This is a genomic window from Pandoraea terrae (assembly GCF_902459695.1).
GTDB classification, from domain to species: Bacteria; Pseudomonadota; Gammaproteobacteria; order Burkholderiales; family Burkholderiaceae; genus Pandoraea; species Pandoraea terrae.
On record NZ_CABPRZ010000011.1, the window covers coordinates 64,531 to 79,745 of the forward strand.

9 protein-coding genes and 1 pseudogene are annotated in these 15,215 nt (G+C 63.3%); 8 read left to right on the forward strand and 2 right to left on the reverse strand.

Annotation, left to right across the window (positions count from 1 at the left end; genetic code table 11):
- Positions 1-162: 162 nt before the first annotated feature.
- From PTE30175_RS14320 to PTE30175_RS14335, 4 genes are all read left to right on the forward strand, one after another.
- Complete coding sequence (locus tag PTE30175_RS14320) at positions 163-1,368, forward strand: cation:proton antiporter (RefSeq protein ID WP_150697735.1); 1,206 nt, start codon at positions 163-165, stop codon at positions 1,366-1,368.
- Positions 1,369-1,370: 2 nt separating this feature from the next.
- Positions 1,371-2,486, forward strand: coding sequence for a YbdK family carboxylate-amine ligase (locus PTE30175_RS14325; RefSeq protein WP_150697736.1), 1,116 nt, complete (start codon positions 1,371-1,373; stop codon positions 2,484-2,486).
- A 1,511-nt stretch (positions 2,487-3,997) separates the two neighbouring features.
- A complete protein-coding gene (locus PTE30175_RS14330) occupies positions 3,998-4,648 on the forward strand; it encodes a MarR family winged helix-turn-helix transcriptional regulator (RefSeq protein ID WP_150697737.1) in 651 nt (216 codons plus the stop codon).
- A 168-nt stretch (positions 4,649-4,816) separates the two neighbouring features.
- The gene (locus tag PTE30175_RS14335; RefSeq protein WP_150697738.1) at positions 4,817-5,269 is read left to right on the forward strand and encodes an SET domain-containing protein; all 453 of its coding nucleotides are present in this window, start codon (positions 4,817-4,819) and stop codon (positions 5,267-5,269) included.
- Positions 5,270-5,340: 71 nt separating this feature from the next.
- Here PTE30175_RS14335 and PTE30175_RS14340 read toward each other — a convergent pair.
- Together PTE30175_RS14340 and phhA are read right to left on the reverse strand one after the other, a co-directional pair.
- Positions 5,341-5,676 (reverse strand): annotated as a pseudogene (locus PTE30175_RS14340) (4a-hydroxytetrahydrobiopterin dehydratase); the annotation flags it as partial.
- A gap of 150 nt (positions 5,677-5,826) precedes the next feature.
- Complete coding sequence (phhA, locus tag PTE30175_RS14345) at positions 5,827-6,678, reverse strand: phenylalanine 4-monooxygenase (protein ID WP_150697740.1); 852 nt, start codon at positions 6,676-6,678, stop codon at positions 5,827-5,829.
- Between the two features lie 142 nt (positions 6,679-6,820).
- On the opposite strand from phhA, the gene PTE30175_RS14350 reads away from it, so the two are divergent.
- From PTE30175_RS14350 to PTE30175_RS14365, 4 genes are all read left to right on the forward strand, one after another.
- Positions 6,821-7,312, forward strand: a complete 492-nt coding sequence (locus PTE30175_RS14350) for an Lrp/AsnC family transcriptional regulator (protein WP_150697741.1) — start codon at positions 6,821-6,823, stop codon at positions 7,310-7,312.
- Between the two features lie 95 nt (positions 7,313-7,407).
- Positions 7,408-13,461: an alpha-2-macroglobulin family protein gene (locus PTE30175_RS14355; protein WP_150697742.1), complete on the forward strand. Its 6,054-nt coding sequence runs from the start codon at positions 7,408-7,410 to the stop codon at positions 13,459-13,461.
- Between the two features lie 71 nt (positions 13,462-13,532).
- The gene (locus PTE30175_RS14360; protein ID WP_150697743.1) at positions 13,533-14,267 is read left to right on the forward strand and encodes a lysoplasmalogenase; all 735 of its coding nucleotides are present in this window, start codon (positions 13,533-13,535) and stop codon (positions 14,265-14,267) included.
- Positions 14,264-15,184: a c-type cytochrome gene (locus PTE30175_RS14365; protein WP_150697744.1), complete on the forward strand. Its 921-nt coding sequence runs from the start codon at positions 14,264-14,266 to the stop codon at positions 15,182-15,184. The genes PTE30175_RS14360 and PTE30175_RS14365 overlap by 4 nt, the downstream gene beginning before the upstream one ends.
- The last annotated feature ends 31 nt before the right edge of the window (positions 15,185-15,215 follow it).

The following is a 15,215-nucleotide window of genomic DNA, read 5'->3' on the forward strand; positions in this document are numbered from 1 at the left end:
CGCCGCCTTTACCTTACAAAACGGGCTCTCGCGTGCAAGTGTGGCAAAATAAACCCAACCCTCCGGGTTCGTCGCGCAATTGTCTTCATCCTGCAACCCCGCGCGCGACGGTTCGTTTTCTCCACCAACCCATGCGTCGTCCCTTGACGCAAAGAGAGCAATATGACGTCGGAACTGTCCCTTTTTCCGGGCTGGCCGCCGGCGCCCGATCCCGTGTTCTTCGCTGGTCTCGCCCTTGTGGTGGCGGGCCTGTTCGGAGAGCTCTGCTACCGGAAGCTGCGCTTGCCGCGGATTATCGGTTACGCGGCGGTCGGTCTGGTCGGCGGCACCTTCGGTTTATCCTCCATGCTGGACGCGCAGACGAGCGCGGCGGTACGCCTTCTGATTGATCTGGCGCTCGGCCTGCTGCTGTTCGAACTCGGCAGCCGATTGAACCTGAAGTGGATGCGGGCCAATCTCTGGCTCATCGTCTCCAGCGCGGGCGAAGCCCTGCTGACGTTCGTTGCGGTCTTCGCGACGCTGAGTTTCTTTTCGATCGAGCCGCTTACGGCGGTGCTGATCGCTGCAATCTCCATGGCCACATCGCCGGCCGTCGTCATCCAGCTCAAGAACGAACTGCGTGCCGAGGGCCAGGTGACCGAGCGACTGCTCGCGCTTGCGGCGCTCAACAGCATCTATTCGGTGGTTGCGGTCAAGCTGATCTACGGCTGGATGCACCAGGCCTATCACACGAGCCTGTCGGTCACACTGCTTCATCCGCTATACCTGCTGGTCGGTTCGTGCGTACTGGCGTGGCTGCTGGCCAAGGCATGCAACTTCCTGTTTCGCAGCTTCGGCGGTCAGGATCACCATGCATTCGTGATGCTGCTGGGTCTCATCATGCTGACGGTCGCGCTCGTCCACATGCTCCGTTTGCCGAATTCGCTCACGTTGCTGCTGGCCGGAGTAATCTTCAAGAATCTGGAGGAGCGGCCGCAACTGTGGCCGGCGTATTTCGGCACGGCAGGCTGGCTGCTGGCCGTAGTGCTGTTTGTGCTGACGTCGCTCGCATTCCAATGGCATTACGTCCTGGTGGGCGGCGTGGCAGCCTTTGCGATCATCTTGGTGCGAGGCGTAGCGAAGGTCGCCGGCGTTCTGGCTTTTGCCCGGCCTGCGGGTATCAGTTACAAGCAGGCGCTCGCCCTGGGTTTGTCGCTATGCCCGATGGCGAGCCTGGCGTTCGTGCTGATGGCCGACACCTACGATATTTATCCGCAATTCGACGAAGCGCTGCGCGCCGTTGTCATGTGCGCCATCGCCCTGCTGCAACTGGTCGGCCCGCTGGTGGTGTACTGGGCATTGGCGCTTGCCGGCGAACGTAAGGACTGAACATGTCACTAGAGCAATTCGTTTCTTCCGAGCCGTTCACCTTCGGGGTCGAGCTCGAGATGCAGATCGTCAATCGTCACGACTACGACCTGACCAAAGCCGCGTCCGATGTCCTGCGGCTGGTCGCGAAGGAATCGCATCCGGGCGAAATCAAGCCGGAAATGACGGAGAGCATGATCGAGCTGTCAACCGACATCTGTCACAAGCACAGCGATGCGGTCACGCAGCTGCGCCGCGTGCGCGATGTGCTGGTGACCGCCGCAGAGCAGCTGAACGTAGGCTTGTGCGGTGGCGGCACCCATGCGTTCCAACGGTGGAACGAACGCACGATCTACGATGCGCCGCGTTTCCATTTCCTGTCCGAGCTCTACGGGTACCTGGCCAAGCAGTTTACGGTCTTCGGCCAACACGTGCACATCGGTTGTCCGGATCCGGACAGCGCCTTGTACCTGCTTCACGCGATGAGCCGCTATATCCCCCATTTCATCGCGCTGTCGGCTTCGTCGCCGTACGTGCAGGGGGTGGATACCGGCTTTCAGTCGGCCCGCCTGAACTCCGTTTTCGCGTTCCCCCTGTCGGGTCGCGCGCCGTTCGTGCTGAAGTGGTCCGATTTCGAGACGTACTTTGACAAGATGGTCAAGACAGGGGTCGTCGAGAGCATGAAGGACTTCTACTGGGATATTCGGCCGAAGCCGGGCTTTGGGACGATCGAAGTGCGGGTGATGGATACCCCCTTGACCGTCGATCGGGCGGCCGCCATTGCCTGCTATATCCAGTCCCTGGCCCGGTATCTGCTCACGGAGCGCCCGTTTGATCTGAGCGAGGACGATTACCTCGTCTACACGTTCAACCGCTTTGAGGCTTGCCGTTTTGGCCTCGAAGGCGCGTACGTGGATCCGCAGACGGGCGAACGCTGTACGTTGGCCCAGCATATTACGGACACGCTGAAGACGATCGCACCGCATGCCGCAGCGCTGGAAGCCGAAGCGGCCTGCGAGGAGATCCGTCAGATCGCAGCCGGCGGCACCAACGACGCACAATGGCTTCGGCAAGTGGAAGTGGACGCGAAGTCGCTGAACGAAACCGTTCGGCAGCAGTGTTTGCGCTGGGCGACTTGATGCGATCCCCGTAGTTCTGCCCCCGGTTTTACAAAACCCCGCCTTGGCGGGGTTTTTAATTACCTGTGCGTTGCTGAGGGCCAGGTTTCCGGTCCTTCTGTATTCGTGCCTCCGTTTTACGCCGGTTGTCAGCCGGGTTCCGTGCTGAAGCCCCCTTGATGGACGTGTTTTCCACTGTTTCGACGAAGCGGTTTTTCGTGTTTTCGCGTCGCGGATAGGAAGCTTTTAAGGTTTTATAAGGTTTACTGTATGTATACATAGTAGTAGTTAACAAGGGAGCGCCTGTCCTGTGGATAACCACAGTAAACACAGTAAAAACAGGAGGTTGCCGAAAAAAGAACTGGATGGAAAAACAGCGGGTTTACGAAGTACAACTCGGAACAGATTTTGAGGGTGCGGATAACCGGCCCGACTTATCCCAAGTCCGTACACATCAACTCAGCCAAGTTATCCAGAAAGTTATCCACAGCCGCTTAAAATTTGTGCAAGAGACCCCCGGAAAAGGGGTTTTGTGGATAAATCGGGTTCTCCACAGGCATCCCGGATACAATCTCGGCTGTCTTGCCGCCTTGATACTCGTTAGTGCGTTTTCAAAAATATCGATTCCGTTTCCATGCTCGCGTGTCGGGGCAGCGCTTTCGTCATGAAGCCCATTGGGAAACCGCCGAATTCTTTTGGGAACCCGCGAAGGACATTCCGGCAAATGCTGCGTCGGATCCTCCCGCCGATACCGGTCTCGACCCATGAGCGACGCCGCTCTCCGCGCTTCGCCTTGTGTTGGTTTTATTGTATGGAACGCATGCGGCGGCGATTCGAGACAAGTCAGGCCCCCGTCACCGGCAATGCCGTTGTCAAATGTCCCCAAGATTTCACAAACGCGTTTTCGAATCGTTTTTCGTGACCCGAAATTGGTGCGCGAATGCGTCTGGCGTGCGTGCACGGCGCGATTGGCGCGCGGCTTCGGAAAGGGTGTCGGCCGGTCGCTGAATGTCAAAGCGCGGGGCGTCCGGAAGCGGCGAAGCCATCGGAATCGCTTGTCGTGCATGCCGAGGTATTTGGGCTGCGACGCAAGCGCGACGGGGGGTTTCGGGCTGCCGATCGGCGCGCGTTCATTGGGTCGGCCGATGCCGGGGAGTCCGCCAGGCACGCCGTAATCCAGTGGCATGGCACATCTCATGGCGTGCGAAAGTTTCGCGTAGCGAAGCCGCCAAGCGAGGCAGTCGGCAGGACACCAACATTTTGTAAACTATCGGTCTAGGATTTGGGAGATCAGTACAAGAACTGATACGCCAAATCGATACTCAGAACACACAATGAAAGCGTAGTCGAGCGTAAGCACCGGTCACACGACTGTGTCCGGCTCGTAGCAGCGAGGGGCAGGGTATTCCCGATGTGTGAGTGGCAAAATACGTCGAAAAATAAGGGAAAACGCTGTAGACGCCCGAATACGAGCGGTATTTTGACAAGCTGTTTTTACGACATATCGTTATTAGAAATCCTAACAAAACATCATGGCTACTCAGACCCCTCTTGAAGAAACGCTGCCCAAACGCATCACCGCAGGCTTGCTGCGGGTAGGCACCGCGTTACGGAGCCACGCCTGGGAAGGTGCGGCATTGGCTGGTTTGACGCCGACGCAGGGCGAGATTCTCACGCTCCTGTTGTCGCGCAGCGTGCCCATGCGGTTGGGCGAGATTGCCGCGGATGCGGCATTGACGTCCGCGACCGTCAGCGAGGCGGTCAGCACGCTGGAGACCAAGGGATTGGTCGAAAAGCGGCGCGACGCCAACGACGGCCGCGCGCTCGCGTTGCGACTGACCGCCCGCGGCAAGACGGCCGCCAAGCGGGCGTCGCAGTGGCCTGATTTCCTGACGGTCGCCTCGGACGCCCTGGGCGACAAGGAACGGGTTCAGCTGTACCGCACCATGGTCAAGCTCATCTACTCGATGCAAGGCCGTGGCGACGTTCCGCCCCAACGCATGTGCCTGTCCTGTGCTCACTTCGAGCCGGCCAGCGGCACGCGCGGCGCGGCGGCGCAGCATCATTGCAATTATTACAAGATCAATTACGACGACTCGGGGTTGCGGCTCGACTGTGCCGGACACGAAGAAGCCGATATGGCGACACAGCGCAAGGTCTGGAAGATTTTCAACAAAAGCTGAGCTAGACCGCCAGCGCCGGCAGGCGAAACGCAGAGGGGGGCGCCACCTGAGGGTGGCGCTTTTTTTATTTGTGGCGCTTGTCCTGCACGAATTCGTCAACGGCCTGTACACTGCGGGCTTTCGCCTGCCGGATCCGCCGGCGCGGCAAACCCTATTCACCCGATATTCATGGCTTCTAAGCGCAGAATCGAAGTTCGCCAGTCAGGCGTGCACGGCAAAGGCGTTTTTGCGGTCAACCCGCTCAAGAAAGGTGAGCGAGTGATCGAGTACAAGGGAGAGATCATCTCCTGGAAAGAGGCCCTGCGCCGTCATCCGCACGATCCGGATCATCCCACGCATACGTTTTACTTCAGTCTTGAAGACGGCCGTTGCATCGACGGCAAGGTCAAGGGCAATAACGCGCGCTGGATCAACCACGCCTGCGATCCGAATTGCGAGGCGCGCGAGGAGGACGACCACGTGTACATTTACGCCAAACGCGACATCGTGGTCGGCGAAGAGCTGTTCTATGACTATGGACTGGTCATAGACGCCCGATATACCGCCAAGCTCAAACGTGAATACGCCTGTCATTGCGGCGCCAAAAAGTGCCGCGGCACGTTGCTCGCGCCGAAGCGCTGAACAGCGGACTCCACTCGGGAAGTGAAGCGGCGGCGCCGCGCCGGCGGATGCCGGGCGGAACCGCGCGGACTTCAGGCGCTCGTGAGGTCGCCGGCGAATTGATCGATGGCGGTGGCGAGCTCGATGTCGCGATGGGTGAGGCCTTCGGCGTCGTGGGTCGACAGCGTGATGTCGACGCGGTTGTATACGTTGAACCACTCCGGATGATGGTTCATTTTCTCGGCTTTGAGCGCGACCTGCGTCATGAAGCCGAACGCCGCATTGAAATCGTGAAAGACGAACGTGCGCTGGATCGCGTCGCGGCCGACGACCTGATGCCACTCGGGCAGCACTTCGGCCAGCGTGGCGCGTTCCTCGGATGAGAGTCGTGTTGTCATGGCTTTCCTTTGATCGTGGCAAACCGATGCGTGCCGTCAGCCACGGGCTGAACGGGCGGTGCATCGAGTCTATTGTTTCACAACGCGCACTGGCGTGCCGATAGGACGCCGCCGCAATTTCCGTGCACGAACGGATCCGTCGGATGCCGTGTGCCCGAAGGCCGCCGGCAGACAGGGCAGTCAGGCCGGCAGGGCGATGCAGTGGTCGGCGGCAGTGACGTCGCTGGCCGCAAAGCCCGGTGCGCCGGCCAGTTCTGCGAACAGGGCGGGCAGATCGGCCCGCATCGCGTCGAACAGCTGCGTGAAGTCGTCGATGACGAAATACGTTTCCTGGAACGTGTCGATGCGATACCGCGTCTGCATCACCCGGGCCAGATCGAACGCCAGACGGTTCGGCTTGCCCGAGCTCAGCGAAAATTCGGTTTCGCCACGGCTCGACACGATGCCGGCGCCGTAGATTCGCAATCCGTCGCCATGACGCATCAGGCCGAATTCCACCGTGTACCAGTACAGGCGCGCCAACAGGGGCAAAGCGTCGAGTTTTTGCGCCGTCTGGCCGGCGATGCCGTACGCCTGCATGAAATCGCCGAAGACCGGATTGGCCAGCAGCGGCACGTGGCCGAATACGTCGTGGAAGCAGTCCGGCTCCTGCAGGTAGTCAAGCTGGTCGGGCCTGCGCATCCACCACGTCGCCGGAAAACGGCGCTCGGCGAGATGGTTGAAGAAAACGTCGTCCGGCACCAGGCCGGGCACCGCGACGATCTGCCAACCGGTGGTCGCCGCAAGTTTTTCGTTCAGGCGCGCGAACTCTGGCACGCGATGTGCGTCCATGTCCAGAGCGTCGAGCCCGTCCAGAAAGGCGTCACACACGCGGCCCGGCAGCAGCTTGGCCTGGCGTTCGTACAGCTGTTGCCACACCGCGTGGTCGACCGCGCCATAGGCATGGACCGGCTGGTCGATGGTGAAATCGGTGCGGGTCGTGAGACCGGCGTCGAACTGCTCCCTGAGCATGGCGGTAGTGACAGTGGACATGGTGCGAAGCGCTCAATCAATCGTGTGGCAATGGTTGAAAGTGTAGTGCGCACGACCTGCGAAATGGGCGCATAATGCGCTTGTCAATTTTCTGTTTTGCGGAAATTTCGCATGGAAATGCGATTCATTGCGGAGAATCGTCATGCTTGAATTGGACAGCTTTGATCTGGCGCTTTTGGAGGCCCTGCAGAAGGAGGGCCGCGCCACGCATCATCAGCTCGCCGAACATGTCGCACTGTCGGCCTCGCAGATCGGCCGGCGCTTGCAGCGGCTCGAGGCGGCCGGCGTCATCGAAGGCTATCGCGTCGTGTTGCGTCCCGAAGTCCTCGGGCTCGGGGTCACGGCGTTTACGAGCCTGCGGCTACAGCATCACGGCGACATGATCATCGAGCGCTTCCAGGCGGAAATCGAACTGTTGCCTGAAGTTCTCGAATGCTACGCCGTGGTCGGCGAGGCAGACTATCTGCTGCGCATTGTCGTGCCTGATCTCAACGCATTGTCCGCCTTTGTGATGAAGCGATTGATGCAGGTGCCGGGCGTCGAGAACGTGCGCTCCAACATCGTGTTGAGCGCTTTCAAGCGCAGCAGTGCGCTGCCCTTGCACTATCTCGCCAATCGGACGGGTAGCCGCTGAGCTCCGAAACGTCGCATTACAGATCTTTGGGAATTCGATCTGAATGGCGGATGGCCTCGGTTAGAATCGCCTCACCATCATCCGGGGAGGCGTCCATGCCCTGTCGCACGAATCGTGTCTTTCCGATCGCACCGCTCGTGCGCGCGGCTTTGTTGGCGAGTATGCCGTTTCTGTGGGCCGCCGTCCCTGTTCAGGCGGCGAGCGTCGTGAGCGTTAGCCCGCAGGGCGAAGTGGCGCAGGTGCGTCAGCTCGTCGTCAAGTTCGACGAGGCGATGGTGCCGGCCGGCGATGCGCGCGCCACGGCGCCGGCCGATGTGCGCTGCACCGATCCCGCCGCGCGCGGCCAGGGGCGCTGGCTCGAACCGAAGATATGGGCCTACGATTTCGATCAGGATTTGCCGCCAGGGGTGCGCTGCGATGTGCAGTTGCATCGTCCGCTGACAGCGGTGTCCGGGAAGACGCTGACGGGGCGCACCGCTTATGCGTTTAACACCGGCGGGCCGTTCGTGTCGCGCATTCGGCCGAGTTACGGGCCCATCGATGAAGCGCAGGCGTTCATCCTGCAGCTCAATGGTCCGGCCGACCCGGACAGCCTGCGCAAGAATGTCTGGTGCGAAACCGAAGGCATCGGCGAGCGCATCGGCGTGACGCCTGTCGAAGGCGAACCCCGCGCCGCACTGCTCAAGCGGTTCCAGTTGGAGAAGGACGCGGCGCGCGTCGCGATCGTGCAATGCAACCGGACCCTGGCGCCGGGCGCAAAGATGCAACTGGTGTGGGGGGCTGGCGTGGCCACGCCGTCCGGCATCGTGAATCGCATGGCCAAGCGCTTCGAATTCCAGGTCCGCGAACCGTTTACCGCCAATTTCACTTGCGAGCGGGAGAACGCGAAGGCGCCGTGCACGCCACTGCGGCCATTGCGTCTCGAATTCAGCGCGCCCGTGGCCCGGGCCATCGCCGAGAAGATCCGGTTGAGGGCGGGGAATGGGTCTGCCGCGTCGCGCAGTCCCACGTTCGACGACAGCGACAAGAACCCCACCGTGTCAGCCGTCTCGTTTGCCGCGCCCTTTCCGGAGCGGGCCGAGCTGACCATTACGCTCCCTGACGGATTGGCGGATGACAGCGGCCGTAAGTTGGCCAATGCCGGGATGTTCCCGCTGGCCACGCACACCGCCGCGATGCCGCCGCTCGCGAAATTTGCGGCTGCGCCGTTCGGGATCGTGGAGCGGTTCGCAGAACCCGGCATGCCGCCGATGCTGCCGGTCACCTTGCGCAACGTCGAGGCAGCGCTGGGTGTGCAGGGACTGGCGGTCGCAGGGCCGGCGGCCCAGGGCGGCAAGGTCGCGCAACTGCGTGTCGACAATGATGCCGATATCCTGAAATGGCTGAGCCAGGTCCGTCAGTTCGACGAAACCACCATGAGCTTGCGCGACATCGGTCGCGAAATGCCGTCGCTGCTGAACAATCCGGCCGCGCGCGATGCCCTTTACGGCCCCAACGCCGTCACGCAGACCGTCGGCCGCGAGAAGCGTTACGACACCCGCAGTCTGCCGCTGCTGGCGGGCCTGCAGGGCGTGCAGCCGATGGCGCTGCCGGTGCCCAAGACGAACGATCCCCGTCCGTTCGAGGTGGTGGGCATTCCGTTCCAGAAGCCGGGCTTCTACGTTGTCGAAATCGCGTCGCCCTCGCTCGGGGCCGCATTGCTCGGCAAGTCCGTGCCGATGTATGTGCGTACGACGACGCTCGTGACCAATCTTGGGGTGCATTTCAAGCAAGGCCGCGAGAACAGCGCTGTCTGGGTGACCTCACTTGACAAGGGAAAGCCGGTCCCGAACGCGAAGGTCAAGGTGCTCGACTGCGACGGCGGGCTCGTGGCGGAAGCCTCGACCGATGCGCAAGGCGTCGCGTCGATCGCACAGGCATTGCCGCGCGCCGGGTATTGCGAGAAAACGCGGAGGTCAGGGTATTTTGTCGTGGCGCGCACGGGCGGCGCCGATCCCGACATGGCGTTCGTCTTCTCGGAATGGAACCGCGGCATCGAACCGTGGCGGTTCAATGTGCCGACGGACGACAATCCCGCGCCTACGGTGCGGGCGCAGACCGTATTCGATCGAATGCTGTTCCGCGCCGGCGAGACGGTATCGATGAAGCATTTCATCCGCACCCAGACGCAGCAAGGGTTGGCATTGCCCAAACAGTTACCTGCGGTGCTGACGATTACGCATGAAGGTTCGGGACAAACCTATACCTTGCCGCTGCAATGGCGGGCAGGACGGCTGGCCGACAGCAGCTTCCAGATTCCGCCGGGCGCCAAATTGGGCGAGTACAGCGTCACCATGCGGTATGACGACGCGGATAACGCCGGCCGTTCGCCTCGCGAATATCAGCCGACGTTGTCGACCGGCAGTTTTCGCGTCGAAGCGTTCCGCTTGCCGGTATTGGCCGGCACGATTGCCGTGCGCGAGGCAGGGCGTTTGCCGCTCGTCGGCGTGACCGAAGCGCCGTTGTCGGTGCAGCTCAATTATGTAGCGGGCGGGCCGGCGGGCAACGTACCGGTGCAGGTGTCTGCCCTGCTGCGGCCGCGCGCGCTTTCGTTTGCCGATTTCGACGCCTACAGCTTCGCGCCGTACAAACCGGCCGCCGCCAATGCCGGCAGCGCGACAGACGAAGACGACGGCGATCAGGCGGCCCAGGCCAGCGATCAGAAACTGGTGGCTGACAAGCAGCGGCTCGTACTCGACAGGCATGGGGCCGGCACGCTCACGCTCAAGAATCTGCCGCGCGTGACCGAACCGGGCGATCTGGTGCTCGAAGCCAGTTTTGCCGACCCCAATGGCGAAATTCAGACGCTTCGCGGCGGCGCGACCTTGTGGCCGGCGGCGCTTGTCACCGGCATTCGCACTGATTCGTGGGTGTCGATCCGCGGCAAATTGCCGGTCAAGGCGGTTGCGCTTGATCTGCAGGGCCGTCCGAAGTCCGGCGTGGCGATGGAGATTCGCGCCGTGGCCAGGATCACGACGAGTAGCCGCAAACGCATGGTCGGTGGCTTCTACGCGTACGACAACCATACCGAGACGAAGGATCTCGGCACCGTGTGCAGCGGCAACAGCGATTCGCACGGATTGTTCACCTGTGACGCAAAACTGTCCCAGGCGGGCGATGTCACACTGATCGCGCGGGCCTTGGACGACAAGGGCAACCTGACCACGTCGAGCACCGGGGTGTGGGTGACGCGTCAAGGGGAAGTCTGGTTCGGCGGCGACAATACCGACCGCATGGACGTCATTCCGGAGCGCCGCACCTACCAGCCTGGCGAGACTGCGAAACTTCAGGTGCGCATGCCGTTCCGTCGCGCCACGGCGCTCGTCTCGATCGAACGCGAAGGCATCGTCGAGACGCGGACGGTCGAGATCGCAGGTCAGGACCCGAGCATCGATCTGAAGATCGCGCCGGAATGGGGGCCGAACATCTATGTGTCGATACTGGCCGTGCGCGGCCGCATTCACGACGTGCCCTGGTATTCGTTCTTCACATGGGGGTGGAAGCAGCCGCTCGAATGGGTGCGTGCCTTCTGGTACGAAGGACGGGAATATCAGGCACCGACGGCGCTCGTCGATCTCGGCAAGCCTGCGTATCGCTTTGGAGTGACCGAGTTGCGCATCGATACCGCGTCGCATCGGCTGGGTATTGAGGTCAAGCCTGACGCCGCGACGTATCCGGTGCGCGGGCACGCCAAGGTGAAACTGCGTGTGACGCAACCCGACGGCGAGCCGGTGCCGGCCGGCACGGAAGTGGCGGTTGCTGCCGTAGACGAGGCTTTGCTCGAACTGGCGCCCAATACCAGTTGGGATCTGCTCGATGCCATGTGGCAACGGCGCAGCTACGGCGTATCGACGTCCACTGCGCAGATGGAGATCATCGGGCGGCGGCATTACGGCCGCAAAGCCGTGCCGGCAGGCGGGGGCGGCGGCAAGAGTCCCACGCGGGAGCTGTTCGATACGCTGCTGCTGTGGCAGCCGCGCGTGACGGTCGACGCACAGGGCGAAGCCACGGTCGACGTGCCGCTCAACGATTCCCTGAGCAGTTTCCGGATCGTTGCCGTGGCGGATGCTGCGTTGCCCGGCGCACGAGGCCTCGCCGTGTTCGGCACCGGCAGCGCGACGATTCGGGCGACGCAAGACCTGCAGCTGATTTCAGGGCTGCCGCCGCTGGTGCGCGAGGGCGACGACTATCGTGCACAGTTCACGGTGCGCAATACGACGAAGCACGCCATGCGCGTGCAGCTGACGGCCCGGGCGACAGCTCTTGTGCTGCAGCCGCAGACCGTCGACGTGCCGGCGGGCGAAGCGCGTGAGGTGATGTGGCCGGTGGTCGCCCCGCCGGGGTTGGCCGATACCCGCGCGCAGTCCCTCATCTGGGAGGTGAACGCCCAGGCGCCGGCCACCGCCGGCGCACCGGCGGCGAGCGACGCGCTCAAGGTCAGCCAGCAGATCGCGCCGGCCTTGCCCGCGACCGTGCAGCAAGCCGTGCTGACCCAGGTGGAAGGCAGCCTGTCGATGCCGATGGCGCCGCCGGCGGGCAGCGTCGCAGACAGTACCGGCAAGTTGCGTGGCGGGGTGCGCGTCAGCCTGCAGCCGAGGCTGGCGCAGGGCATGCCGGGCGTGCAGCGCTGGTTCGCCGCGTATCCGTATGCCTGCCTGGAACAGCTGACGTCCAAGGCGCTGGGATTGCGCGACATCGCACAATGGCGGCGCGTCATGGGGTTGCTGCCGTCGTATCTGGACGACGACGGCCTCGCCACGTACTTTCCGCCGCAAGACGGCTTCGGCGCGCAGGGCAGTGACACGCTGACCGCGTATCTGCTATCGGTCAGCGCCGAGGCACGCGGCCTCGATCCGGCCTACGTGATTCCGGACGACGCGCAAACGCGCATGCTCGACGGTCTGTCTGCGTTCGTCGAAGGGCGTCTGTCCCGCCGGTTCTGGGCGCCGCGCGACGATCTGGCGCTGCGCAAGCTGTCGGCCATCGAGGCATTGTCGCGCTATGGCCGGGCCAACGCCCGCATGCTCGGTGCGCTGACCGTTACGCCCAATCAGTGGCCGACCTCGGCGGTGCTGGACTGGTACAACATCCTGCAACGCCTGCCCGATGTTCCGCAACGCGCCGAGCGCATCGCGCAGGCCGACCAGATCCTGCGGGCACGGCTGTCGTATCAAGGCACACGCGTCGTGTTCTCGACGGAACGCGAGGACGCCCTGTGGTGGTTGATGGTCGGGCCGGAGGTCAATGCCGCACGGCTGGCGCTGACGATGAATGACAACGCCGCCTGGAAGGACGACATGCCGCGATTGCTGATCGGACTGCTCGGCATGCAGCATAGAGGGGCATGGTCGACAACTACGGCAAACCTCTGGGGTTCGTTGGCGGTGTCGAAGTTCTCCGTTCGCTTTGAGGCGCAATCGCCGGCGGGCCATACCGCGGTGCAGTGGCTGCGCGACAATCAGACGGTCGGCCACGTGCAGTCGATCGACTGGGACACGCTCAAGGCCGGCGCAAATCCGCCGCCCGTGTCGTTGCCGTGGCCGCCGCAGTCCGCAAGCGCGCCGGGACGCGATCTGGTGCGTCTGGAGCAGGCTGGCGCCGGCAGGCCATGGGCGACGATCGAGAGCATGGCAGCAGTGCCGCTGAAGGCGCCGATCACCGCCGGATATCGCGTGACGAAAACCGTCGAGCCGCAGGACGCCACCGAACGCACGGCCCAGGGGTTCATGCGGGGCGCGGTACTGCGGGTACGCCTCGATATCGACGCGCAGGCCGATATGCGGTGGGTCGTCGTCAGCGATCCATTGCCGGGCGGCGCTACGGTGCTCGGCGGCGGGCTCGGACGCGACTCGGTGATCGCGACGCGGGGCGAGAACAGTGAGGACGGCAGCAGGGCCGTGCCGGCTTTCGAGGAACGTGCCACGGACGCCTATCGCGCATACTTTGATTACCTGCCGAAGGGGCAGCACCGCATCGAGTACACCGTTCGTCTGAACAATGTCGGCACGTTCGCGGTGCCGCCGACGCGCGTCGAAGCGATGTACGAGCCGGCAATGTACGGCGAGTCGCCGAATACGCCGGTACGCGTGGCGCCCGCCGCCAATCGGTGAGGCGAATCATGACCGCACATCGCATGACGGCGGGTCCGCTGCGCGCGTGTGCGACTGAAGGGGAATAAGGCATGACGTCATCGAAGGATCGTCTGGCGGCGCTGTTGCCGGCCGCCGCATTGCCGCGCGAGTCACAGCGGTTCTGGTGGTTGGCCGTGATTGCCGCCGCGGCCTACGGGATATCGCTGCGGCAAGCGCCGTATCCCGATCAAGCGGTCGCGAAGGCATTGATGTGCGCATTGCTGTTGTTCGCGGCGCTCTATCATCGCGTCGGCCGCGAGCGGCCATGGCTGTGCGCGGCGCTGATCCTGTCCGGCGCGGGCGACGTGCTGCTCGCATTGCCGCAGTTGTCTTCCGGCTTCGTGGCGGGGCTTGGCGCATTCCTGCTCGCCCATCTTGCGTACTGCGCGGTGTTCTGGCCCAGACGGCAGCCGTGGCCCGCGTTGGCCATCTGGCGGCGCGCTGCGCTCATCCTCGTATGGATTGCCGCCGCTGGCGCCTACGCGCTGTATTGGCCGCGTCTGGGTGATTTGGCGGTGCCGGTCGCGTGTTACGTCATTGTCCTGGCCATGATGGCTTCGTCCGCTTTGCTTGCCCGTCTGGCGGGTGACTGGGCGGCCGTGGGCGCGTTGTTGTTCACGGTGTCGGATGCCCTGATCGGGGCGTCGCGCTTCGTCGGCACGGTCGCCGGGCAGGCGTATGCGATCTGGATCCTGTACGCGCTGGCGCAATTGCTGCTGTGCGCCGGCATCCTCGCGCGTCGCGAAACGCGCGTCATGGCCCAACCGTGGAGAGACGCGACATGAGGCAACTTCTGTCCGGCGGCGCACTCTGCCTCGCCGTTGCATTGGCCACGGGCGCGACACCGTTCCCGGTCGCCGCACAAGCGTCCGGGGCGTCCGCCTCGGACGCGGTATCCAACGTCGCCGATGCGCTGTCGCTGCGCGTGGGCGAGCGCACATCCACGGCAACGCGCGCTGCGCTGCTTGCCGATACGCGCATGCAGGAAATCGTGGTCGATGACGACAACTACAAGCGCCCGATGCGAATGCACGCGATACCGTTTGCCGACTGGCTGACGGCCATGATGCCCGATGCGGCAAAAGCGGCCGCACAAGGCGCGACGGCGACCGTCGTCGCCACCGACGGTTACGTCTCCCACATCCCGCTCACATTGTTGCTGGGACACCTGCCGCGGCAGCCGCAGGCGTATCTCGCCGTCGCGCCGGAGAACGCGCCGTGGCCGCCGCTCAAGGGCGATGCGATCGGGCCGTTCCGACTTGTCTGGCGCACGCCGCCGGGACCCGCGCGCGGCGGCGTGAACGAAAGCCATTGGACGTACAGCATCGGGCGCATCGAGATCACGCCGTCGCCACGCGAACGTTTCCCTGTGTTGCGGCCGGCGGCCAACACACCGCCCGGCAGTGCGATCATGCGCGGGGCGGCAGTCTTCGAACGCGCCTGCTTTTCGTGTCATTCGCTTAACGGCGCGGGCGATGCGCACTTGGGACCCGATCTGAACACGCCGAGCAGCCCGGTGGAGTATCTGGGCGAGAGGCGCCTGGCGGCGCTGATCCGGAATCCGCAGTCGCTTCGCTGGTGGCCGAATTCACGCATGCCGGCCATTGACCGGGCGACAGTGTCCGACACGGAATTGACCGATCTGCTCGCGTATCTGCACCACATGTCGGGCCGCAAGGCGCCGCCGCCGAATGCGAAGTAGCACCGGACTGACGGAACTTCGGCCGTCTTCG